This window comes from Microcoleus anatoxicus (genome assembly GCF_042465725.1).
Lineage (GTDB): Bacteria > Cyanobacteriota > Cyanobacteriia > Cyanobacteriales > Microcoleaceae > Microcoleus > Microcoleus anatoxicus.
Genome location: NZ_CP120853.1, coordinates 5,351,518 through 5,365,868, shown reverse-complemented (window position 1 = coordinate 5,365,868; position 14,351 = coordinate 5,351,518). Strand labels below are relative to the sequence as shown.

Below are 14,351 nucleotides of genomic sequence, written 5' to 3'. Positions count from 1 at the left end.
TTACCCATCAATTAAGACGTGATTAATTGCTCAAACCATTGTTTTGACTGCTTTTGCCTTCCTGTTGCCATTTTTGAGCTTGTCATAAAAATAAATAGAATGCTGGCAAGGCTCAATTGTAGCTCAGAAAAAGCAGTCATCAACCTATTCACAGTCAATTGTCAACAATCATTTATGAGTGCTAGGGCGATCGATATTACTTAAATTGGAAACAATTTTACAAAATGTCAAGTTCACAAAATTAGGCGATCGACTCTGATAAAATTTAGTCTAGACAAATTTTTTGAGGACAGACCTATGTCAGAATTTTTAGACTTTCTCAGACATCAGTTTGCCTACGTTGCGGTTGGGGAATTTAAACCAGGCAAATTTAAAGCAGCAGAAGAACTTTTTGAAAAAGCGGTTGCAACTTACGTCACAGGTTTCAAGGGCGCATACTTGCTGCAATTACCTAATACAGACAAAGGTATTGCGATCGTTTTTTGGGAAAGCGTAGATGAAATGGCTGCTAACCATAGCGAAGCTTATCAGGAAATCTTAAATAAAATGACGCCTTTGTTTGTCAAAATACCAGACAGTGATGTTTATGAAATTGTTAGTGAAATTAAGCCCAAAAGTGAATAGACTTGGCTGTTGGGTATGTTGAATTGCTACTGGACTGAGGATATGGTAATGGGTAATATCGAATTGTAGGGGAGCATCCCGATTTTGCATAGGCGAAGCATGACCGCAGTAAATCTCTGGTTATAACTAATAAATTGTCTGCGGTCATGCTTCGCCCCTACGAATATATTTACAAAACTGAGATGCACCCAATTGATGGCGACTTTTTAGGCTATAGAAATTTTGGGAGACAGGTAAACGTCTTGAATGGCGTTAAATAATTTGACCCCTTCTTCAAAAGGTCTCTGAAAGGTTTTACGTCCAGAAATTAAACCGCAACCCCCAGCGCGTTTGTTAATTACTGCCGTGCGAATGGCTTCTGCAAAATCGGTTTTTCCTGAAGCACCACCGGAATTAATTAAGCCCATCCTTCCTGCATAACAGTTGAGGACTTGATAGCGAGTGAGATCGATCGGGTGATCCGTCGTCAAATCAGAATAAACCCGCTTGTCGGTTTTGCCGTAACTGTTACCGCTAGCTTTAGCAACAGCTTCGTAACCGTGGTTGCACTCTGGTAATTTCTGCTTAATAATGTCAGCTTGAATTGTCACACCTAAGTGATTTGCTTGGCCTGTCAAATCCGCTGCAAGGTGATAATCTTTGTCTTGTTTAAAGATGTCGTTGCGGAGATAACACCACAGAATTGTCGCCATTCCGTATTCGTGAGCATGAGCAAAAGCTTGACTGACTTCTTGGATTTGTCTGGTCGATTCGGGCGACCCAAAATAGATTGTGGCTCCCACTGCAACGGCTCCCAAATTCCAAGCTTGTTCGACGCTCGCAAACATTATTTGGTCGTATTGATTGGGATAAGTTAGCAATTCGTTGTGATTTAGCTTGACAATGAAAGGGATTTTGTGGGCGTATTTACGAGATACACTTCCCAAAACTCCTAGGGTAGTGGCGACAGCATTGCATCCGGCAGAAATTGCTAATTTAATGATATTTTCGCTGTCAAAATAGATGGGATTTGGTGCGAAAGAAGCGCCGGCTGAGTGTTCGATTCCTTGGTCTACGGGCAGGATAGATAAATAGCCGGTATTTGCTAAGCGTCCGCTAGAATATAGTTGCTGAAGAGAGCGGAGGACTTGAGGCGATCGATCTGTTTGAGCGAAAATGCGATCGACCCAATCCGGGCCGGGTAGGTGCAATAAATCTTTAGAAACTTTCGCTTGATAGTCCAGCAAGTCTTCTGCTTCATCGCCGAGCCAAGACTCGATGGAATTGGAAACTGATAGTGTAGCTGTCATACAGATTTCCCCTTCAATTTCAATGGTAGGCTGATGATTGTAGTCATTAGCCTTGCTGGTATTGTAGCAAAAAAATCCTAGTTGCCATCCGGGGGAATATCAGGAAAGTTTTTAATCAGATTAGAGACAAGAACAACTTTGACGCGCTACTCTAGAATAAGCTGGCAGCTCAACAGCAGCTCAAGTACCAGCGATCGATTCACAACTTCGCCATCAAAATGTCACACATATACTTTGATTCTGACAACGGTCACAAATCCTTTGAGATGCCCGGTGCTCGGCCGCATTATAATCCCGATCGCCCCGGTCAAGTAGAGCATATTTTCCTCGACTTAGTGCTGGATATTCCCAAACAAAGCTTTCACGGTACTTGCAGCATCCGCATCAATCCAGTCCGCAGCGGTATTGACAAATTAACCTTAGATGCGGTTCACCTAAAAATTAAATCAGTAAAAGTCGGTAACATCGAGCAAAGTTTTGAGAGTGATGGCGAATTTCTAGAAATTCAACTACAAGAACCAACAGCAGCCTACAAACCAATTACTATTGCGATCGACTATGCAGTCGAAAAACCCCAGCGAGGTCTTTATTTCGTCGGTCCAGACAAACACTACCCCGATAAACCAACTCAAGTTTGGACGCAAGGCGAAGATGAAGACTCCCGCTTTTGGTTTCCCTGTTTCGACTATCCCGGACAACTGGCAACTTCCGAAATTAAAGTACAAGTTCCCAAACAACTTTTTGCTATTTCTAACGGGGAATTAATCAACACAGAAACCAAGGGAGATGATAAAATTTATCACTGGTTGCAAAAACAGGTTCATCCCAGCTATTTGATGACTTTGGCTGTGGGAGATTTTGCGGAAATTAAAGATGAGTGGAACGGCAAACCTGTTAATTATTACGTGGAAAGAAGTCGCGAAGCTGACGCCAAACTCACCATGGGCAAAACGCCTCAAATGATTGAATTTTTCTCTCAGACATTTGGCTACCCTTACCCGTTTCCGAAATACGCTCAAGTCTGCGTGGATGATTTCATCTTCGGGGGGATGGAAAATACTTCGACAACTTTGCTAACAGATAGGTGCTTGTTAGACGAACGCGCTACTCTGGATAATCGAGGTTCGGAAAGCTTGGTTGCTCATGAATTAGCTCACCAATGGTTTGGCGATTTGGTAGTCATCAAACACTGGTCTCATGCTTGGATCAAAGAAGGCATGGCTTCTTATTGCGAGGTGCTGTGGACTGATAAAGAATACGGGAAAGAAGACGCGGCTTATTATATGTTAAATGAGGCGCGCAATTATTTGGCTGAAGACAGTTCTCGCTACCGCCGCCCGATGGTAACTCATGTTTACCGGGAGGCGATCGAATTGTACGATCGCCATTTATACGAAAAAGGCGCTTGCGTATATCACATGATCCGCGCCGAGTTGGGCGATGAGTTGTTTTACAAAGCAATTCAGACTTTTGTCCAGGACAATGCTCACAAAACTGTAGAAACGATTGATTTGCTGAGGGCGATCGAAAAAGCGACTGGTCGCAATTTAATGTTTTTGTTTGACCAGTACGTTTATCGTGGCGGTCATCCAGATTACAAAGTTGCTTATTCCTGGGATGGAGATAACAAATTAGCGAAAGTTACTGTCACCCAAACTCAGATCAAAGAACCAAAAAATGGCAATGGTAACAGTAAGGATGTATTCGATCTCAAAATTCCGATCGGCTTCGGTTACAAGCCGGAAGAATCAGACAGCGATGAGAGTTCTGCATCCTCTGCGCCGAAGCTGAAGATTTTCACGGTGCGTGTCTACGAACGGGAGCAAAGTTTCTATTTTCCCTTAGAAGAGAAGCCAGCATTTATCAGTTTTGATGTGGGAAATAAATACTTAAAAACAGTTAGTTTAGAGTTTCCGGTTGCCGAACTCAAAGCTCAGTTACAACTAGATCCAGACCCTGTTTCCCGGATTTATGCCGCCCAAGCTTTGGCGAAAAAGGGAGGATTGGAGGTCGTGAACTTGCTATCAGAAGCTTTGAAGAAGGAGCCATTTTGGGCGGTGCGTGCGGAAGTTGCTGGCTATTTAGTAGAAATTAAACTAGACCAAGTTTTTGAAGGTTTGGTAACTGGTTTGAAGGATAAAGATGCTCGTGTTCGCCGTGCTGTGGTGGGGGCGCTGGGTAAAATCAAAACTCACGACAGCTATAAAGCTTTGAGATCTATTGTTGAAAAAGGGGATGCTAGCTATTATGTAGAAGCGGCGGCTGCGAGTGCGATCGGGGGAATTGCAGGGGCTAACCTCGATGAAAAACCGACTGACGAACAGGTACTGAAAGAGTTAAAATTGGTGCTGAAAGAGCGTCAAGGGTGGAATGAGGTGGTGCGATCGGGGGCGATATCCGGTTTAGCCCAAATGAAAACCTCTGAAGACGCGCTGAATCTGATTTTGAAATACACAGCCATTGGTACTCCCCAAGCTTTGCGCTTGGGTGCAATTCGTGCTTTGGGTACAATTTCAACAGGTCAAACTAATATCAATTTAGAACGGATTTTGCAGCGGCTTGCAGAATTGTCTAGAGAGACCTTTTTCTTGACTCAAGTATCTGTAGTTGCAGCATTAGGACAAATGGAAACTCGCAAAGCAATGCGGATTTTGCGTGGTTTGGCTGACCAAACTCCCGATGGCCGTGTCCGTCGGATGGCGGATGAGGCTGTGCAAAGAGTGCAGAAAAGCGCGGGTTCTGATGCAGCAGTGAAGCAGTTGCGTGAGGAATTAGACCAGGTGAAAAAGGATAATCAAGATTTGAAGAGTCGTTTGGAAAGTTTGGAGGCTAAAGCGAAAAAAGATTAGGTTAAGTAGATAAACGTAAAAAACCCGGTTTCTTGAATAAATTTGAATTCATGGGAGAGATTGACGCAGAAACCGGGTTTTTAACCTCACGCATAAATTATGTAAAATCAGGGTGCAATTTTTGTTTTTAGTTTTCAACTGTCAATTAAGTTGAACCAGTTTTTGCATGAAAATATGTTTCATAAATAATGAGTACCAGAACAATTGTATTGGTGGAACAATCGGGGGTAATTCCCTACCGCATTATGGACGGTAAAATTGAAGTAATGTTGATTACTTCTTCGGGAGGTAAGCGTTGGGTAATTCCGAAAGGTTTGATTGAACCTGACATGACTCCGGAAGATTCGGCGGCAAAGGAAGCTTGGGAGGAAGCTGGTGTATTGGGTCGAGTGTTTCCAGATTTGATGGGGACTTACGAATACTATAAGTCTGGTTGTACTTGGCAAGTAGATGTATTTTTACTGCAAGTAGAAACTGTGGTGGAAAATTGGCCTGAAGCTTATAAAAGAAAGCGGCAGTGGGTAAGTATTCCTAAAGCAATTAAGCGGGTTGATGAACCGGAATTGAAACTGATTCTTGGGGATTTGTCGCCTAGATTTTGGTAAAAATGAGTCCGGCGGTTGAAACCGCGTCTTGTCAAACAAAGTCCGCCTGCGCGGACTAAGATAAGAAGCTCAAAAGTCTACACAAACAAAGTCCGGCGGTTGAAACCGCGTCTTGTCAAACAAAGTCCGCCTGCGCGGACTAAGATAAGAAGTAAATTAAGGCTCAAAAAGTCTACACAAACAAAGTCCGGCGGTTGAAACCGCGTCTTGTCAAACAAAGTCCGCCTGCGCGGACTAAGATAAGAAGTAAATTAAGCGTTAGCTGACAGGAAAGGAAGGCTTTCTGCTAAGTTATCTTTAACTTCAATTCCCTGTTTCATCGCCCAAAATTGGCTCAAAAAGTGGATTTGGCGCAAACCCACTATTAAATTTAAACCTGGTATGAAAATCCACCAAACTGTTAGTGGTTCTTTGATTCCTTCTTGGCGATACAGTTCGTTGACTGTGTTGTAAAGTTTGAATTGTACGATGTAAATCCAAGCAATGCCTAGGAAGGAAAACCAACCAAACCATCCGGGAACGTCGGGATCGTAGATTCGCAAAGCTTGGGGAATGGCTACTCCTAACACAAAGGGTAGCAAGCAGAGGGTTCCTGACCACCCGATGCCGTTATAGCGGCGCAACTCTTCTTGAATAATCCATTTATACCATCCGTAGTACAGCAGCAAGGTGGCTGCGGATAGCAAAATTACTTTCCACAAGGAGCGGGGTTTACCTAAAGGTTTTTCGGACATATTGAAATGTAAGAGATGGATGGCAATCTTGATTATATTAAGATTTGTTAATTATTGCCAAATCATTTCTCGAATTGTGCGTGCTGTGGCGGGGGCGAGTAATACGCCGTTGCGATAGTGGCCGCTGGCGATGAGGATGTTGCTGTTACTGGAAAGTCGATCGATAATTGGTGCGGGTCGCATTTCGGGGCGCGGGCGCAATCCTGACCATTGCTTGATAATCTTGGCTGTTGCTAAGGCTGGACAAAGGGCGATCGCCTTTTCCATGACTTGCTGCAACATATCAGCATTGGCCTGAATTTCCTCGCTATTTATCGGAAACTCCACCGTCGCCCCTACCCAATATTCCTGATTTTCCAAAGGCACAATATGGAAGTCATTGCAAGTAATTACTGGGGCAAAATCAGGATGTTCTAGAGGTTTGGGCGATCGCAAATGTAGGGCTTGTCCCAACACCGGGCGAATGTCAACCAATTGATTTAATGATGCGGTTAAAGCAGAAGAGCCTAAACCAGCAGCTACAATTAGCCAATCGAATTCTAAATTTCCTACATTTGTTTGAATCTGACATTTTGCACCATTTTCAATCACAGGCATCTTGCCTGTTCCACAAGGTATTACATTGGTTGTGGGGTGGGCATCTTTCCCGCCCATGAGGCCTTGAACTTCTAGCCCAAACTCAAAATTAACTCCTTTGAGCTTAGCAGCGTCAACTAAAGCTAAAGTCAGGGCTGTGGGATCGACTTGTCGATCGCGAGGTGAATAAATAGCACCAATAATATGATGATTGAGGTTAAGATGAGGATTGCGATCGCGCACTTGCTCCACATCCCAAATTTCCAATTCCCAACCTTGAGACTGGCGAGTGGCTTGCAACTTTTCCCACTTACTGAAATCCTCTCCCTCGGAACAAAGCATCAAAATTCCCTGTTTGTTAAAAGGAATTTTCCGCCCCGTCATTGCTTCTAATTCAGGAATCAGAGTTTCGTAATGCTGAAGGCTAGTTTCTCTTAACTGCCAATTTCTGCCCTTGGTTTTGTGGCTAATTATTCCCATCAATACACCGAGGGCTGCACCGGTGGATGCTTGTGCTGGTGGCTGTTTGTCGAATACAGTGATTTTCAGTTCGGGATAGTGGCTCAGTTCAAAGGCGATCGATGCTCCGACAATACCACATCCAATAATTGCAATACGAACCATTTGATTTGAGATTTATGAGGTATGTTCAATATCCCGTAGGGACACGGCATTTACTTGTTACCAGGCTCTGCCTGGTAACACAGATCCGGAGGCTCTGCCTCCAATTTGACTACTCTCAGAGCGAGGCAGAGCCTCTGGACATGGGTTCCCAGGCTAGAGCCTGGGAACCAGTACAATGGGCATTTACTTGTTACCAGGCTCTGCCTGGTAACACAGCTCCGGAGGCTCTGCCTCTAATTTGACTATTCTCAGAGCGAGGCAGAGCCTCTGGACATGGGTTCCCAGGCTAGAGCCTGGGAACCAGTACAATGGGCATTTACTTGTTACCAGGCTCTGCCTGGTAACACAGCTCCGGAGGCTCTGCCTCCAATTTGACTACTCTCAGAGCGAGGCAGAGCCTCTGGACATGGGTTCCCAGGCTCTAGCCTGGGAACCAGTACAACCAGTACAATTACTTGTTACCAGGCTCTGCCTGGTAACACAGCTCCGGAGGCTCTGCCTCCAATTTGACTACTCTCAGAGCGAGGCAGAGCCTCTGGACATGGGTTCCCAGGCTAGAGCCTGGGAACCAGTACAATGGGCATTTACTTGTTACCAGGCTCTGCCTGGTAACACAGCTCCGGAGGCTCTGCCTCTAATTTGACTATTCTCAGAGCGAGGCAGAGCCTCTGGACATGGGTTCCCAGGCTCTAGCCTGGGAACCAGTAAGCAGTAGCTCGACAGTGATTAAGCTTTAGGAATTAGCTGCAAGAAAGCATCAAAATCCTTGACTGCTTTTTGATAGCTGCTGGTAACTTTTGCATAGTCAAGATCCTTAGCAGCAATATCAATATTCACCAAATCTGCAAACAAACTCTTGGTTAAATCAACGGCTTGTTGTTGATCTTTAGGTAACAAACTTACAGATACGGTTTTCATTGCGCCCCGCAAGTCGCCCAGAGGACCATGAATGTAAGTTCTGGTATCAACCCAGTTGCGTTTTTGAATTAGAGTTCCCAGGTTATCCATGCGCGATCGCAATTCTGTCAGAGTAGGAACATAACGCTGAATTTGCTGAACCTGTGCTGCTGTGTAAGTTGTTGGAACTTTTGCTTCCACACTGCTGCAACTTACGAGAAATGCCATCAGAAATGACATCATTAAGGCAAGAATTGAACGGAGACGAATCATGTCGATTTTAGATTTTAGATGTTAGATTTTAGATTGCTCGTTGCGATCGAACACAGACCCTACGGAAAGCTCGTTCCCCGGCTCTGCCGGGGAACGCATATCCAGAGGCTCTGCCTCGCTCACCCAGCACCGAAAGTGAGGTACAAAAAATTAGTTTACCTCTTTTCGGCGCAGAAAACCAATTAGAGCATCACCAACTTTTTCTGACCAATGTTCTTGAGGATAATGCCCTGCTTGTTCCACCTTGACCAACTCTGCATTTGGCAAGGAACTAACTAACTTTTGAACTGGTTCCACACTCAGCCAAGGGTCGGTTAATCCCCATACAAATAAGGTTGGTCTAGTCCATGCTGAAAAGCCCGATTCAATTTCTGCCATTGACTGTGGCAATTGAATGTTGCGGACTGTGTTCATGAGCGATCGCCCCGCATCGGAACTCTTCAAAAATGGACGGCGATAAACATCTAAATCCTTGTCTGATATAATTTGGCGACAGCCACCTTCTAAGGTTCTGTCCACCAAAAGTGGGTCTTGGGTCATCATATCACCAATAAAAGGCAGTCCTAATTGCTGCATTTTCCAAGGTAATTTTATATCTGCTGAAACTGGTGTATTAATGACTGCTAAACGTTCAATTTTATCCGGGTTGCGCAGAGCATATTGAATGCCTGCGGAAGCTAAAAATCCTTGGACTATTAGGTAAAATTTGTCTATTTCTAAAGCTTGAATAAAATCAGCCAATGCTTCAACAAAAGCATCGGGAGTGTAGGCAAAGTCGCGTTTGTCCGGTTTGGTCGATCGCCCATAACCGATCCAATCTGGTGCGATCGCCCGAAACCCGTTTGTCGCTAAATCGGGCATGATTGCAGTCCAAGTAAAACTCTGAGATGGCAAACCGTGCAGTAACAGCACAGGAGGTTTATCAGTTTTGTTAAGCGGATTTGTTTCTCGATAAAACCATTCCAGGGACTCGGACTGGATTGTCTTTTCGTCAATTGACATTATTTTAAGAATGGGGAATGGGGAATTGGGAATGGGGAATTGGGAATGGGGAATTGGGAATTGGGAATCATATCAATTCCGGTTGTATCGGAATGATTTAACCGCGAAGGCGCGAAGAACGCGAAGGAAGAGAAGAGAGAGTTTAATACAGGACGATGAAGAGAGGATTTGATATCATTCCGGTGCAACCGGAATTGATATCAGAAACGGCTAAAGCATCTTGGCAGTTGCTATCTATCAAACAAGAGGGCGGGGAATACCCGCCCTAATTACCTAGTAGTAGAATGTCTAGGACACTTTACTGGCGATCGAGTTAAAGCCACTCTTAGAAATTCATTTCAGCAGCTTGAACTTTTTCGACTTGTTTCTTCTTGAGAACCAGCATGATTTGAGCCAACATTGTCAAGGCCAAGAAAGCCATCAACCCTTTAACGCGATCGGCACTTTGCAGCACAATCTCAACATCTTTTTGACCAAACCCACCTACATTAGGATTGTTTGTCAAAGCTTCACCTGCTGTCACAGTTTGTCCTTCAGAAACAAGCAGTTCAGGGCCCGGAGGAATTGTCTCAACAACTGCTTCACCTTCTGTCGGTAGAATTGTTACTTCATAACCGCCATCTTCCGGTGTGGAAATTTTAGAAATTGTACCAGCTACCGAAGCATTATAAACAGTATTATTGCTTTTTGCACCAGTAGGATAAACCTGACCGCGACCGCGGTTGCCGCCGACATAAATTAGGTATTTACCAAAGTGAACGGACTTGTCAGTTGCTGGATTTGGCGACAAAACTGGGAATACCAATTCTTTGTACTGATCTCCTGGCAGTGGACCCACTAAAATAATATTTTCTTGGGTTTCGCTGTAAGGTTGGAAGTAAAGATCGCCGACTTTTTCCTTCATTTCTTCAGGAATTCTGTCTTCGGGAGCAATTTTGAAACCTTCGGGTAACATCACAACAGCGCCCACATTCAAGCCGCCTTTGCTACCATCGCCAACTACTTGTTGAACGTTGGTATCGTAGGGAACTTTGACAATAGCTTCAAACACTGTGTCCGGCAAAACAGATTGGGGTACTTCTACTTCGGTGGGTTTGGCGCCGAGGTGACAGTTAGCGCAAACTATTTTGCCCGTTGCTTCGCGGGGAGTAGCGGGTGCTGTTTGCTGAGCCCAGAAAGGATAGGCTAGTGCTGCTTGGGGAAGTGCGATGTCGCTGCTGAGGAAAAATGCGGCGGCGGCGATCGCAACTATGGCAGTTTTGGCGATCGTCCGAGCACTGCGACGAACAATCGCAGATAAATTAATTTGTGGCATCAGAGTATTCAATCTCAAAGGTCTAACAATTTAGTCATTGGTCATTAGTCATTTGTCATTGGTTATTAGTTCTTGGTCCTTAGTCCTTGGTCCTTGGTCATTAGTTGTTAGTTATGCGCATCGAAATATTTCCCAACTCCGACTTTTTTACCTACTAACTAATGACTGCTGACTGCTGACTAATGACTAATAACTATGACCACCAAGGGGCTTCCCCGGTGCGGAAGTCAGTTTCTGTCCAAGGAGTAAAAGCCAGCTTGTCATCTGCGACAGTGGCGTGGGCCAGGGCCAGAGACAAAGGTGCTGGACCCCGTACCACTTTGCCCTCACTGTTGTATTGAGAACCGTGGCAAGGACAGATAAACTTGTTTTCGCTAGCATTCCAAGGTACGACGCACCCCAAGTGAGTGCAGACTGCATTGATGCCGTATTCGGCCACAGATAAGTCTTTTTCCACCACAATATAAGTGGGGTCTCCTTTGAGACCTTGAGCTAGGCTACGATCGCCCGCGGGATGGGAAGCCAAATATTCACTGACTACGATGTCGTTACCCAGTGCATCTTTAGCTGTTACCCCGCCACCTGCGGCTCCACTCGAAGGAGGAATAAAATAGTTGACAACAGGATAGAGTGCGCCCAGTGCCACACCTGTGACAGTACCGAACGTCAGCAAATTCATAAATTGGCGACGCCCCATATCGGGGACATCTGGATTTCCAGCAGAAGTTTGAGCCATGACCTGCCTTTGCGTTTTTAAGTTACGTTTGTTTGCGAGCTGTAGCTGTGAATCTGTTATGTGCAGACAACGGCAATCATTGCGGTCTGCTTTCACTTTCATCTCGGCTGTGAAAATTCCTTTTAAGAATGCAGCTTCCAGCCTTTATTAGAGTATTATTACATTTTTTGAACTTTGTCTTTTATTGTTTAAGAAATTCACTCAGGAGAAACCATGACGGGCAAGGATTTACACCAGCTATTAATACAAAAATGGGGAAAGTCTTACGATATCAGATTGCGGCGGACGCGGGGCAAGATTTTTGTTCAAGTTATGTGGAGGTATCTGGAACAGGTTTCTTTCCCGATGACGGAGGCTGATTATTTTGAGCATTTAGACGCAGTGGCAAATTACCTCAACGGCTGGGGAAGCAGCGCACAGGTGAGAGAGTATATTGAGACTACTCGCGATCGCCCCCGTTTGGGCAAAGCTGTCAGCATCACCCTAGATTTGGGGGAAAGAGCCTCGGAGTGGCTGCTGGACGAGTTTTGAATCAGTTATTAGTCAGTAGTCAGCAGTCATTAGTAAGTACCGATCTACACAGCCGACAGCAGTTACACAATTGTACGGGCGATCGGATACCTGTGGGCCAAACGGGGCGATCGCTCCCGATCTAGCAGTCCCGACAGCACCCTTTACCAAAATCTCAGACATAAAATCAGCATCAATTTCACATACAATGAGTTTCAGATATCCCGTGAAATTTAGGAGAATGTTGTAATGGGTGTTGCAGTTGGAATGGTTGAAGTCTTAGGACTTCCTGCTGCGGTAGAAGTTGCGGACTCAATGGTGAAAGCAGCCCGCGTTACTTTAGTTCGCTATGAGAAAATCACCCGTGCTTACTGGACAATTATAGTTCGAGGAGATATATCGGAAGTACAAGCCGCCGTTGCTGCGGGGATTGAATCAGTTAAAAAGGTCGATGGTGGAAAGTTGCTATCGTATCATATTATTGCTCGTCCCCACGAAAATCTGGATTACATTTTGCCCATCGGTTACACCCCAGAGGTTGAACAGTTCCGAATGTAGTTAAGGTTTTAGCAAAACTTTGATGTGGAATTTTAACATTTATCACTTTAGAGACGCGGGCGATCGCGTCTCTATATTTTTATGGCTAATTCATATTAAATCCGGTAGCATCGGATCGGCCCAGATCCCCCCTAGCCCCCCTTCTTAAGGGGGGGACAAGAGTCACATCAAAGTCCCCCTTCTTAAGGGGGATTTAGGGGGATCTGGACTCGAATAAAAGCGATATTCCTCATGGGTTTTAGGCGATTGTTGTCACCTATTGATCGATGCAGACCATACAATCAACCAGTAATGAAATCACGGGCAGGAATGATAGAAGCACTCGAAACTCCCTTCAGAATCCCTATAGCGGTAGGGCTTCCAACCTGACGAATCTCCGTATCTAAACCATTATTAATCGACCCAAAAGTGATGTCTGCAAACGGAGCGCGAGAACGTACCAACAGTTTATCTTCACCTGGTTTGAAGTCAGCAATCGTATCTGTCCCCAAACCCTTCCAAAGCCTAAACTTGTCAGCCCCCTCATCACCAACCAGGTAGTCCTTGCCACCCAAGCCAAACAATAAGTCGTCGCCCGCCCCGCCAATCAGCGTTTGGCTGCCGTCTCCGCCAAGGAGAGTATCGTTAAAGCTAGAACCATAAGCTACTTCGATGCCGGAGAGCGAGTCTACGCCACCGAACCCGTCGGAAGCCCGACCTAAACCAGACCCGTCACCGACTGCCCCCAACTGGAGATAGACGCCAGTTCCTGCATCGCCGTACCATGCTGTGTCGATGCCATCCCCGCCATAGAGCAAGTCATTGCCAGCCCCGCCCCAGAGCAAGTCATTGCCAGCCCCGCCCCAGAGAGTGTCATTGCCACCGAAGCCCAAGAGAATGTCATTGCCATCCCCGCCATAGAGCAAGTCATTGCCAGCCTCGCCAGCAAGCCAGTCATTGCCAACCCCGCCCCAGAGAGTGTCATTACCATCCGCGCCAAAGAGCTCGTCATCGCCATACCCGCCATCAAGTGAGTCATCGCCATACCCGCCATTAAGTGAGTCATTGCCATCTTGACCATAGAGCAGATTATTGCCGCCCACGCCATCGATGGTGTCATTGCCAGCCAGCCCATAGATGGTGTCATTGCCAGCCAGGCCATAGATGAAGTCATTGCCCGTAGTGCCAGTTATTGGTGCCATATATTTAATTTCCTATTGAGATTAAGAAACTGAAACTGTCAAAAAGGTAAAAATCTAAAGTGTGGATTTTTCAAATGAACTTACTAAAAAATCCAGCCAAAACACCAACAAGTCTCCTATCTTAGGCAGCCAGGAAACTCAAAAGATATAGCTAGACTTCAGTGAGCCAGGTTGACTCTCTTGCTGAAGTTTTACGTTCTTGTTCAGTAATTTCACTGTGTCGGTATGTTATCTCTAAATCGAATACTAAGGATCGGCTCGTGTCAAATCTTCATGTAAATCTTAAAAACTAAATCATTAAAATAACTTATGATTGCCAGCCCGCCTAAAAAATAGTGTGAATTAAGACTCAAAACCTTGACCCCAGACACCTAACACTAAACTTTGCTAATGTGAATTTTATATTTTATTTAAAATACCTATCAAAGCGACACTAAATCAGCAAAGATTATCAAATAAAACAATTAACTTACTCAAATAGCTGAGAAGCTTAGCTTTACACAATGTTTATAAGCTTACTTAAGTAAATAGGGAATTCGCCCTCAAAATAGCTGAAGCAATGTTTTTAAGATAAGTTG

At 44.9% G+C, this 14,351-nt stretch carries 14 protein-coding genes; 6 read left to right on the top strand and 8 right to left on the bottom strand.

Features of this window, described 5'->3' with window-relative positions; translation table 11 throughout:
- The first annotated feature begins 297 nt into the window (after nucleotides 1–297).
- Entirely contained in the window at nucleotides 298–624 is a 327-nt protein-coding gene (locus P2A85_RS23280; protein WP_340521906.1) for an antibiotic biosynthesis monooxygenase, read from the top strand.
- Between the two features lie 206 nt (nucleotides 625–830).
- Here P2A85_RS23280 and P2A85_RS23275 read toward each other — a convergent pair whose 3' ends face one another.
- The gene (locus P2A85_RS23275; RefSeq protein ID WP_377475732.1) at nucleotides 831–1,913 is read right to left on the bottom strand and encodes a class I fructose-bisphosphate aldolase; all 1,083 of its coding nucleotides are present in this window, start codon (nucleotides 1,911–1,913) and stop codon (nucleotides 831–833) included.
- Nucleotides 1,914–2,131: 218 nt separating this feature from the next.
- Here P2A85_RS23275 and P2A85_RS23270 point away from each other — a divergent pair, with 218 nt between their 5' ends.
- Both P2A85_RS23270 and P2A85_RS23265 read left to right on the top strand, forming a co-directional pair.
- Nucleotides 2,132–4,762 (top strand): M1 family aminopeptidase, encoded by a 2,631-nt coding sequence (locus P2A85_RS23270; protein WP_377475731.1) that lies wholly within the window; start codon nucleotides 2,132–2,134, stop codon nucleotides 4,760–4,762.
- Nucleotides 4,763–4,950: 188 nt separating this feature from the next.
- Nucleotides 4,951–5,367 carry an NUDIX hydrolase gene (locus P2A85_RS23265; protein WP_340521904.1) on the top strand — a complete coding sequence of 139 codons (417 nt, stop codon included), beginning with the start codon at nucleotides 4,951–4,953 and terminating at the stop codon, nucleotides 5,365–5,367.
- A 251-nt stretch (nucleotides 5,368–5,618) separates the two neighbouring features.
- On the opposite strand, the gene P2A85_RS23260 is transcribed toward P2A85_RS23265, so the two are convergent.
- From P2A85_RS23260 to petC, 6 genes are all read right to left on the bottom strand, one after another.
- Entirely contained in the window at nucleotides 5,619–6,101 is a 483-nt protein-coding gene (locus P2A85_RS23260) for a hypothetical protein (RefSeq protein ID WP_377475729.1), read from the bottom strand.
- A gap of 51 nt (nucleotides 6,102–6,152) precedes the next feature.
- Complete coding sequence (locus tag P2A85_RS23255; protein ID WP_377475727.1) at nucleotides 6,153–7,301, bottom strand: NAD(P)/FAD-dependent oxidoreductase; 1,149 nt, start codon at nucleotides 7,299–7,301, stop codon at nucleotides 6,153–6,155.
- 726 nt (nucleotides 7,302–8,027) lie between these two features.
- Entirely contained in the window at nucleotides 8,028–8,471 is a 444-nt protein-coding gene (psbQ, locus tag P2A85_RS23250) for a photosystem II protein PsbQ (RefSeq protein WP_341730612.1), read from the bottom strand.
- Nucleotides 8,472–8,621: 150 nt separating this feature from the next.
- A complete protein-coding gene (locus P2A85_RS23245) occupies nucleotides 8,622–9,473 on the bottom strand; it encodes an alpha/beta fold hydrolase (protein WP_377475726.1) in 852 nt (283 codons plus the stop codon).
- 325 nt (nucleotides 9,474–9,798) lie between these two features.
- A complete protein-coding gene (gene petA / locus P2A85_RS23240) occupies nucleotides 9,799–10,788 on the bottom strand; it encodes a cytochrome f (RefSeq protein WP_377475725.1) in 990 nt (329 codons plus the stop codon).
- Between the two features lie 193 nt (nucleotides 10,789–10,981).
- On the bottom strand, nucleotides 10,982–11,524 hold the full coding sequence (petC, locus tag P2A85_RS23235) for a cytochrome b6-f complex iron-sulfur subunit (protein WP_340521894.1): 543 nt from the start codon (nucleotides 11,522–11,524) through the stop codon (nucleotides 10,982–10,984).
- A 213-nt stretch (nucleotides 11,525–11,737) separates the two neighbouring features.
- Between petC and P2A85_RS23230 the strand changes: the two genes are divergently transcribed.
- The 3 genes from P2A85_RS23230 to P2A85_RS23220 all read left to right on the top strand — a co-directional run bounded on the left by P2A85_RS23230 (nucleotide 11,738) and on the right by P2A85_RS23220 (nucleotide 12,592).
- A complete protein-coding gene (locus P2A85_RS23230; protein ID WP_377475724.1) occupies nucleotides 11,738–12,055 on the top strand; it encodes a DUF3067 family protein in 318 nt (105 codons plus the stop codon).
- Nucleotides 12,034–12,180, top strand: a complete 147-nt coding sequence (locus P2A85_RS23225; protein WP_377475723.1) for a hypothetical protein — start codon at nucleotides 12,034–12,036, stop codon at nucleotides 12,178–12,180. Before P2A85_RS23230 ends, P2A85_RS23225 begins: the two co-directional genes overlap by 22 nt.
- Nucleotides 12,181–12,283: 103 nt before the next feature.
- Nucleotides 12,284–12,592, top strand: coding sequence for a carbon dioxide-concentrating mechanism protein CcmK (locus P2A85_RS23220; protein ID WP_341737834.1), 309 nt, complete (start codon nucleotides 12,284–12,286; stop codon nucleotides 12,590–12,592).
- 281 nt (nucleotides 12,593–12,873) lie between these two features.
- Here the strand turns inward: P2A85_RS23220 and P2A85_RS23215 are convergent, their stop codons facing one another.
- Entirely contained in the window at nucleotides 12,874–13,773 is a 900-nt protein-coding gene (locus P2A85_RS23215; protein ID WP_377475722.1) for a calcium-binding protein, read from the bottom strand.
- Between the last annotated feature and the right edge of the window lie 578 nt (nucleotides 13,774–14,351).

Bases quoted from the DNA above. Each gene is read 5' to 3' on its own strand.
- P2A85_RS23280 (WP_340521906.1), top strand. From the start codon at position 298: ATGTCAGAATTTTTAGACTTTCTCAGACATCAGTTTGCCTACGTTGCG.
- P2A85_RS23275 (WP_377475732.1), bottom strand. From the start codon at position 1,913: ATGACAGCTACACTATCAGTTTCCAATTCCATCGAGTCTTGGCTCGGC.
- P2A85_RS23270 (WP_377475731.1), top strand. From the start codon at position 2,132: ATGTCACACATATACTTTGATTCTGACAACGGTCACAAATCCTTTGAG.
- P2A85_RS23265 (WP_340521904.1), top strand. From the start codon at position 4,951: ATGAGTACCAGAACAATTGTATTGGTGGAACAATCGGGGGTAATTCCC.
- P2A85_RS23260 (WP_377475729.1), bottom strand. From the start codon at position 6,101: ATGTCCGAAAAACCTTTAGGTAAACCCCGCTCCTTGTGGAAAGTAATT.
- P2A85_RS23255 (WP_377475727.1), bottom strand. From the start codon at position 7,301: ATGGTTCGTATTGCAATTATTGGATGTGGTATTGTCGGAGCATCGATC.
- psbQ (WP_341730612.1), bottom strand. From the start codon at position 8,471: ATGATTCGTCTCCGTTCAATTCTTGCCTTAATGATGTCATTTCTGATG.
- P2A85_RS23245 (WP_377475726.1), bottom strand. From the start codon at position 9,473: ATGTCAATTGACGAAAAGACAATCCAGTCCGAGTCCCTGGAATGGTTT.
- petA (WP_377475725.1), bottom strand. From the start codon at position 10,788: ATGCCACAAATTAATTTATCTGCGATTGTTCGTCGCAGTGCTCGGACG.
- petC (WP_340521894.1), bottom strand. From the start codon at position 11,524: ATGGCTCAAACTTCTGCTGGAAATCCAGATGTCCCCGATATGGGGCGT.
- P2A85_RS23230 (WP_377475724.1), top strand. From the start codon at position 11,738: ATGACGGGCAAGGATTTACACCAGCTATTAATACAAAAATGGGGAAAG.
- P2A85_RS23220 (WP_341737834.1), top strand. From the start codon at position 12,284: ATGGGTGTTGCAGTTGGAATGGTTGAAGTCTTAGGACTTCCTGCTGCG.
- P2A85_RS23215 (WP_377475722.1), bottom strand. From the start codon at position 13,773: ATGGCACCAATAACTGGCACTACGGGCAATGACTTCATCTATGGCCTG.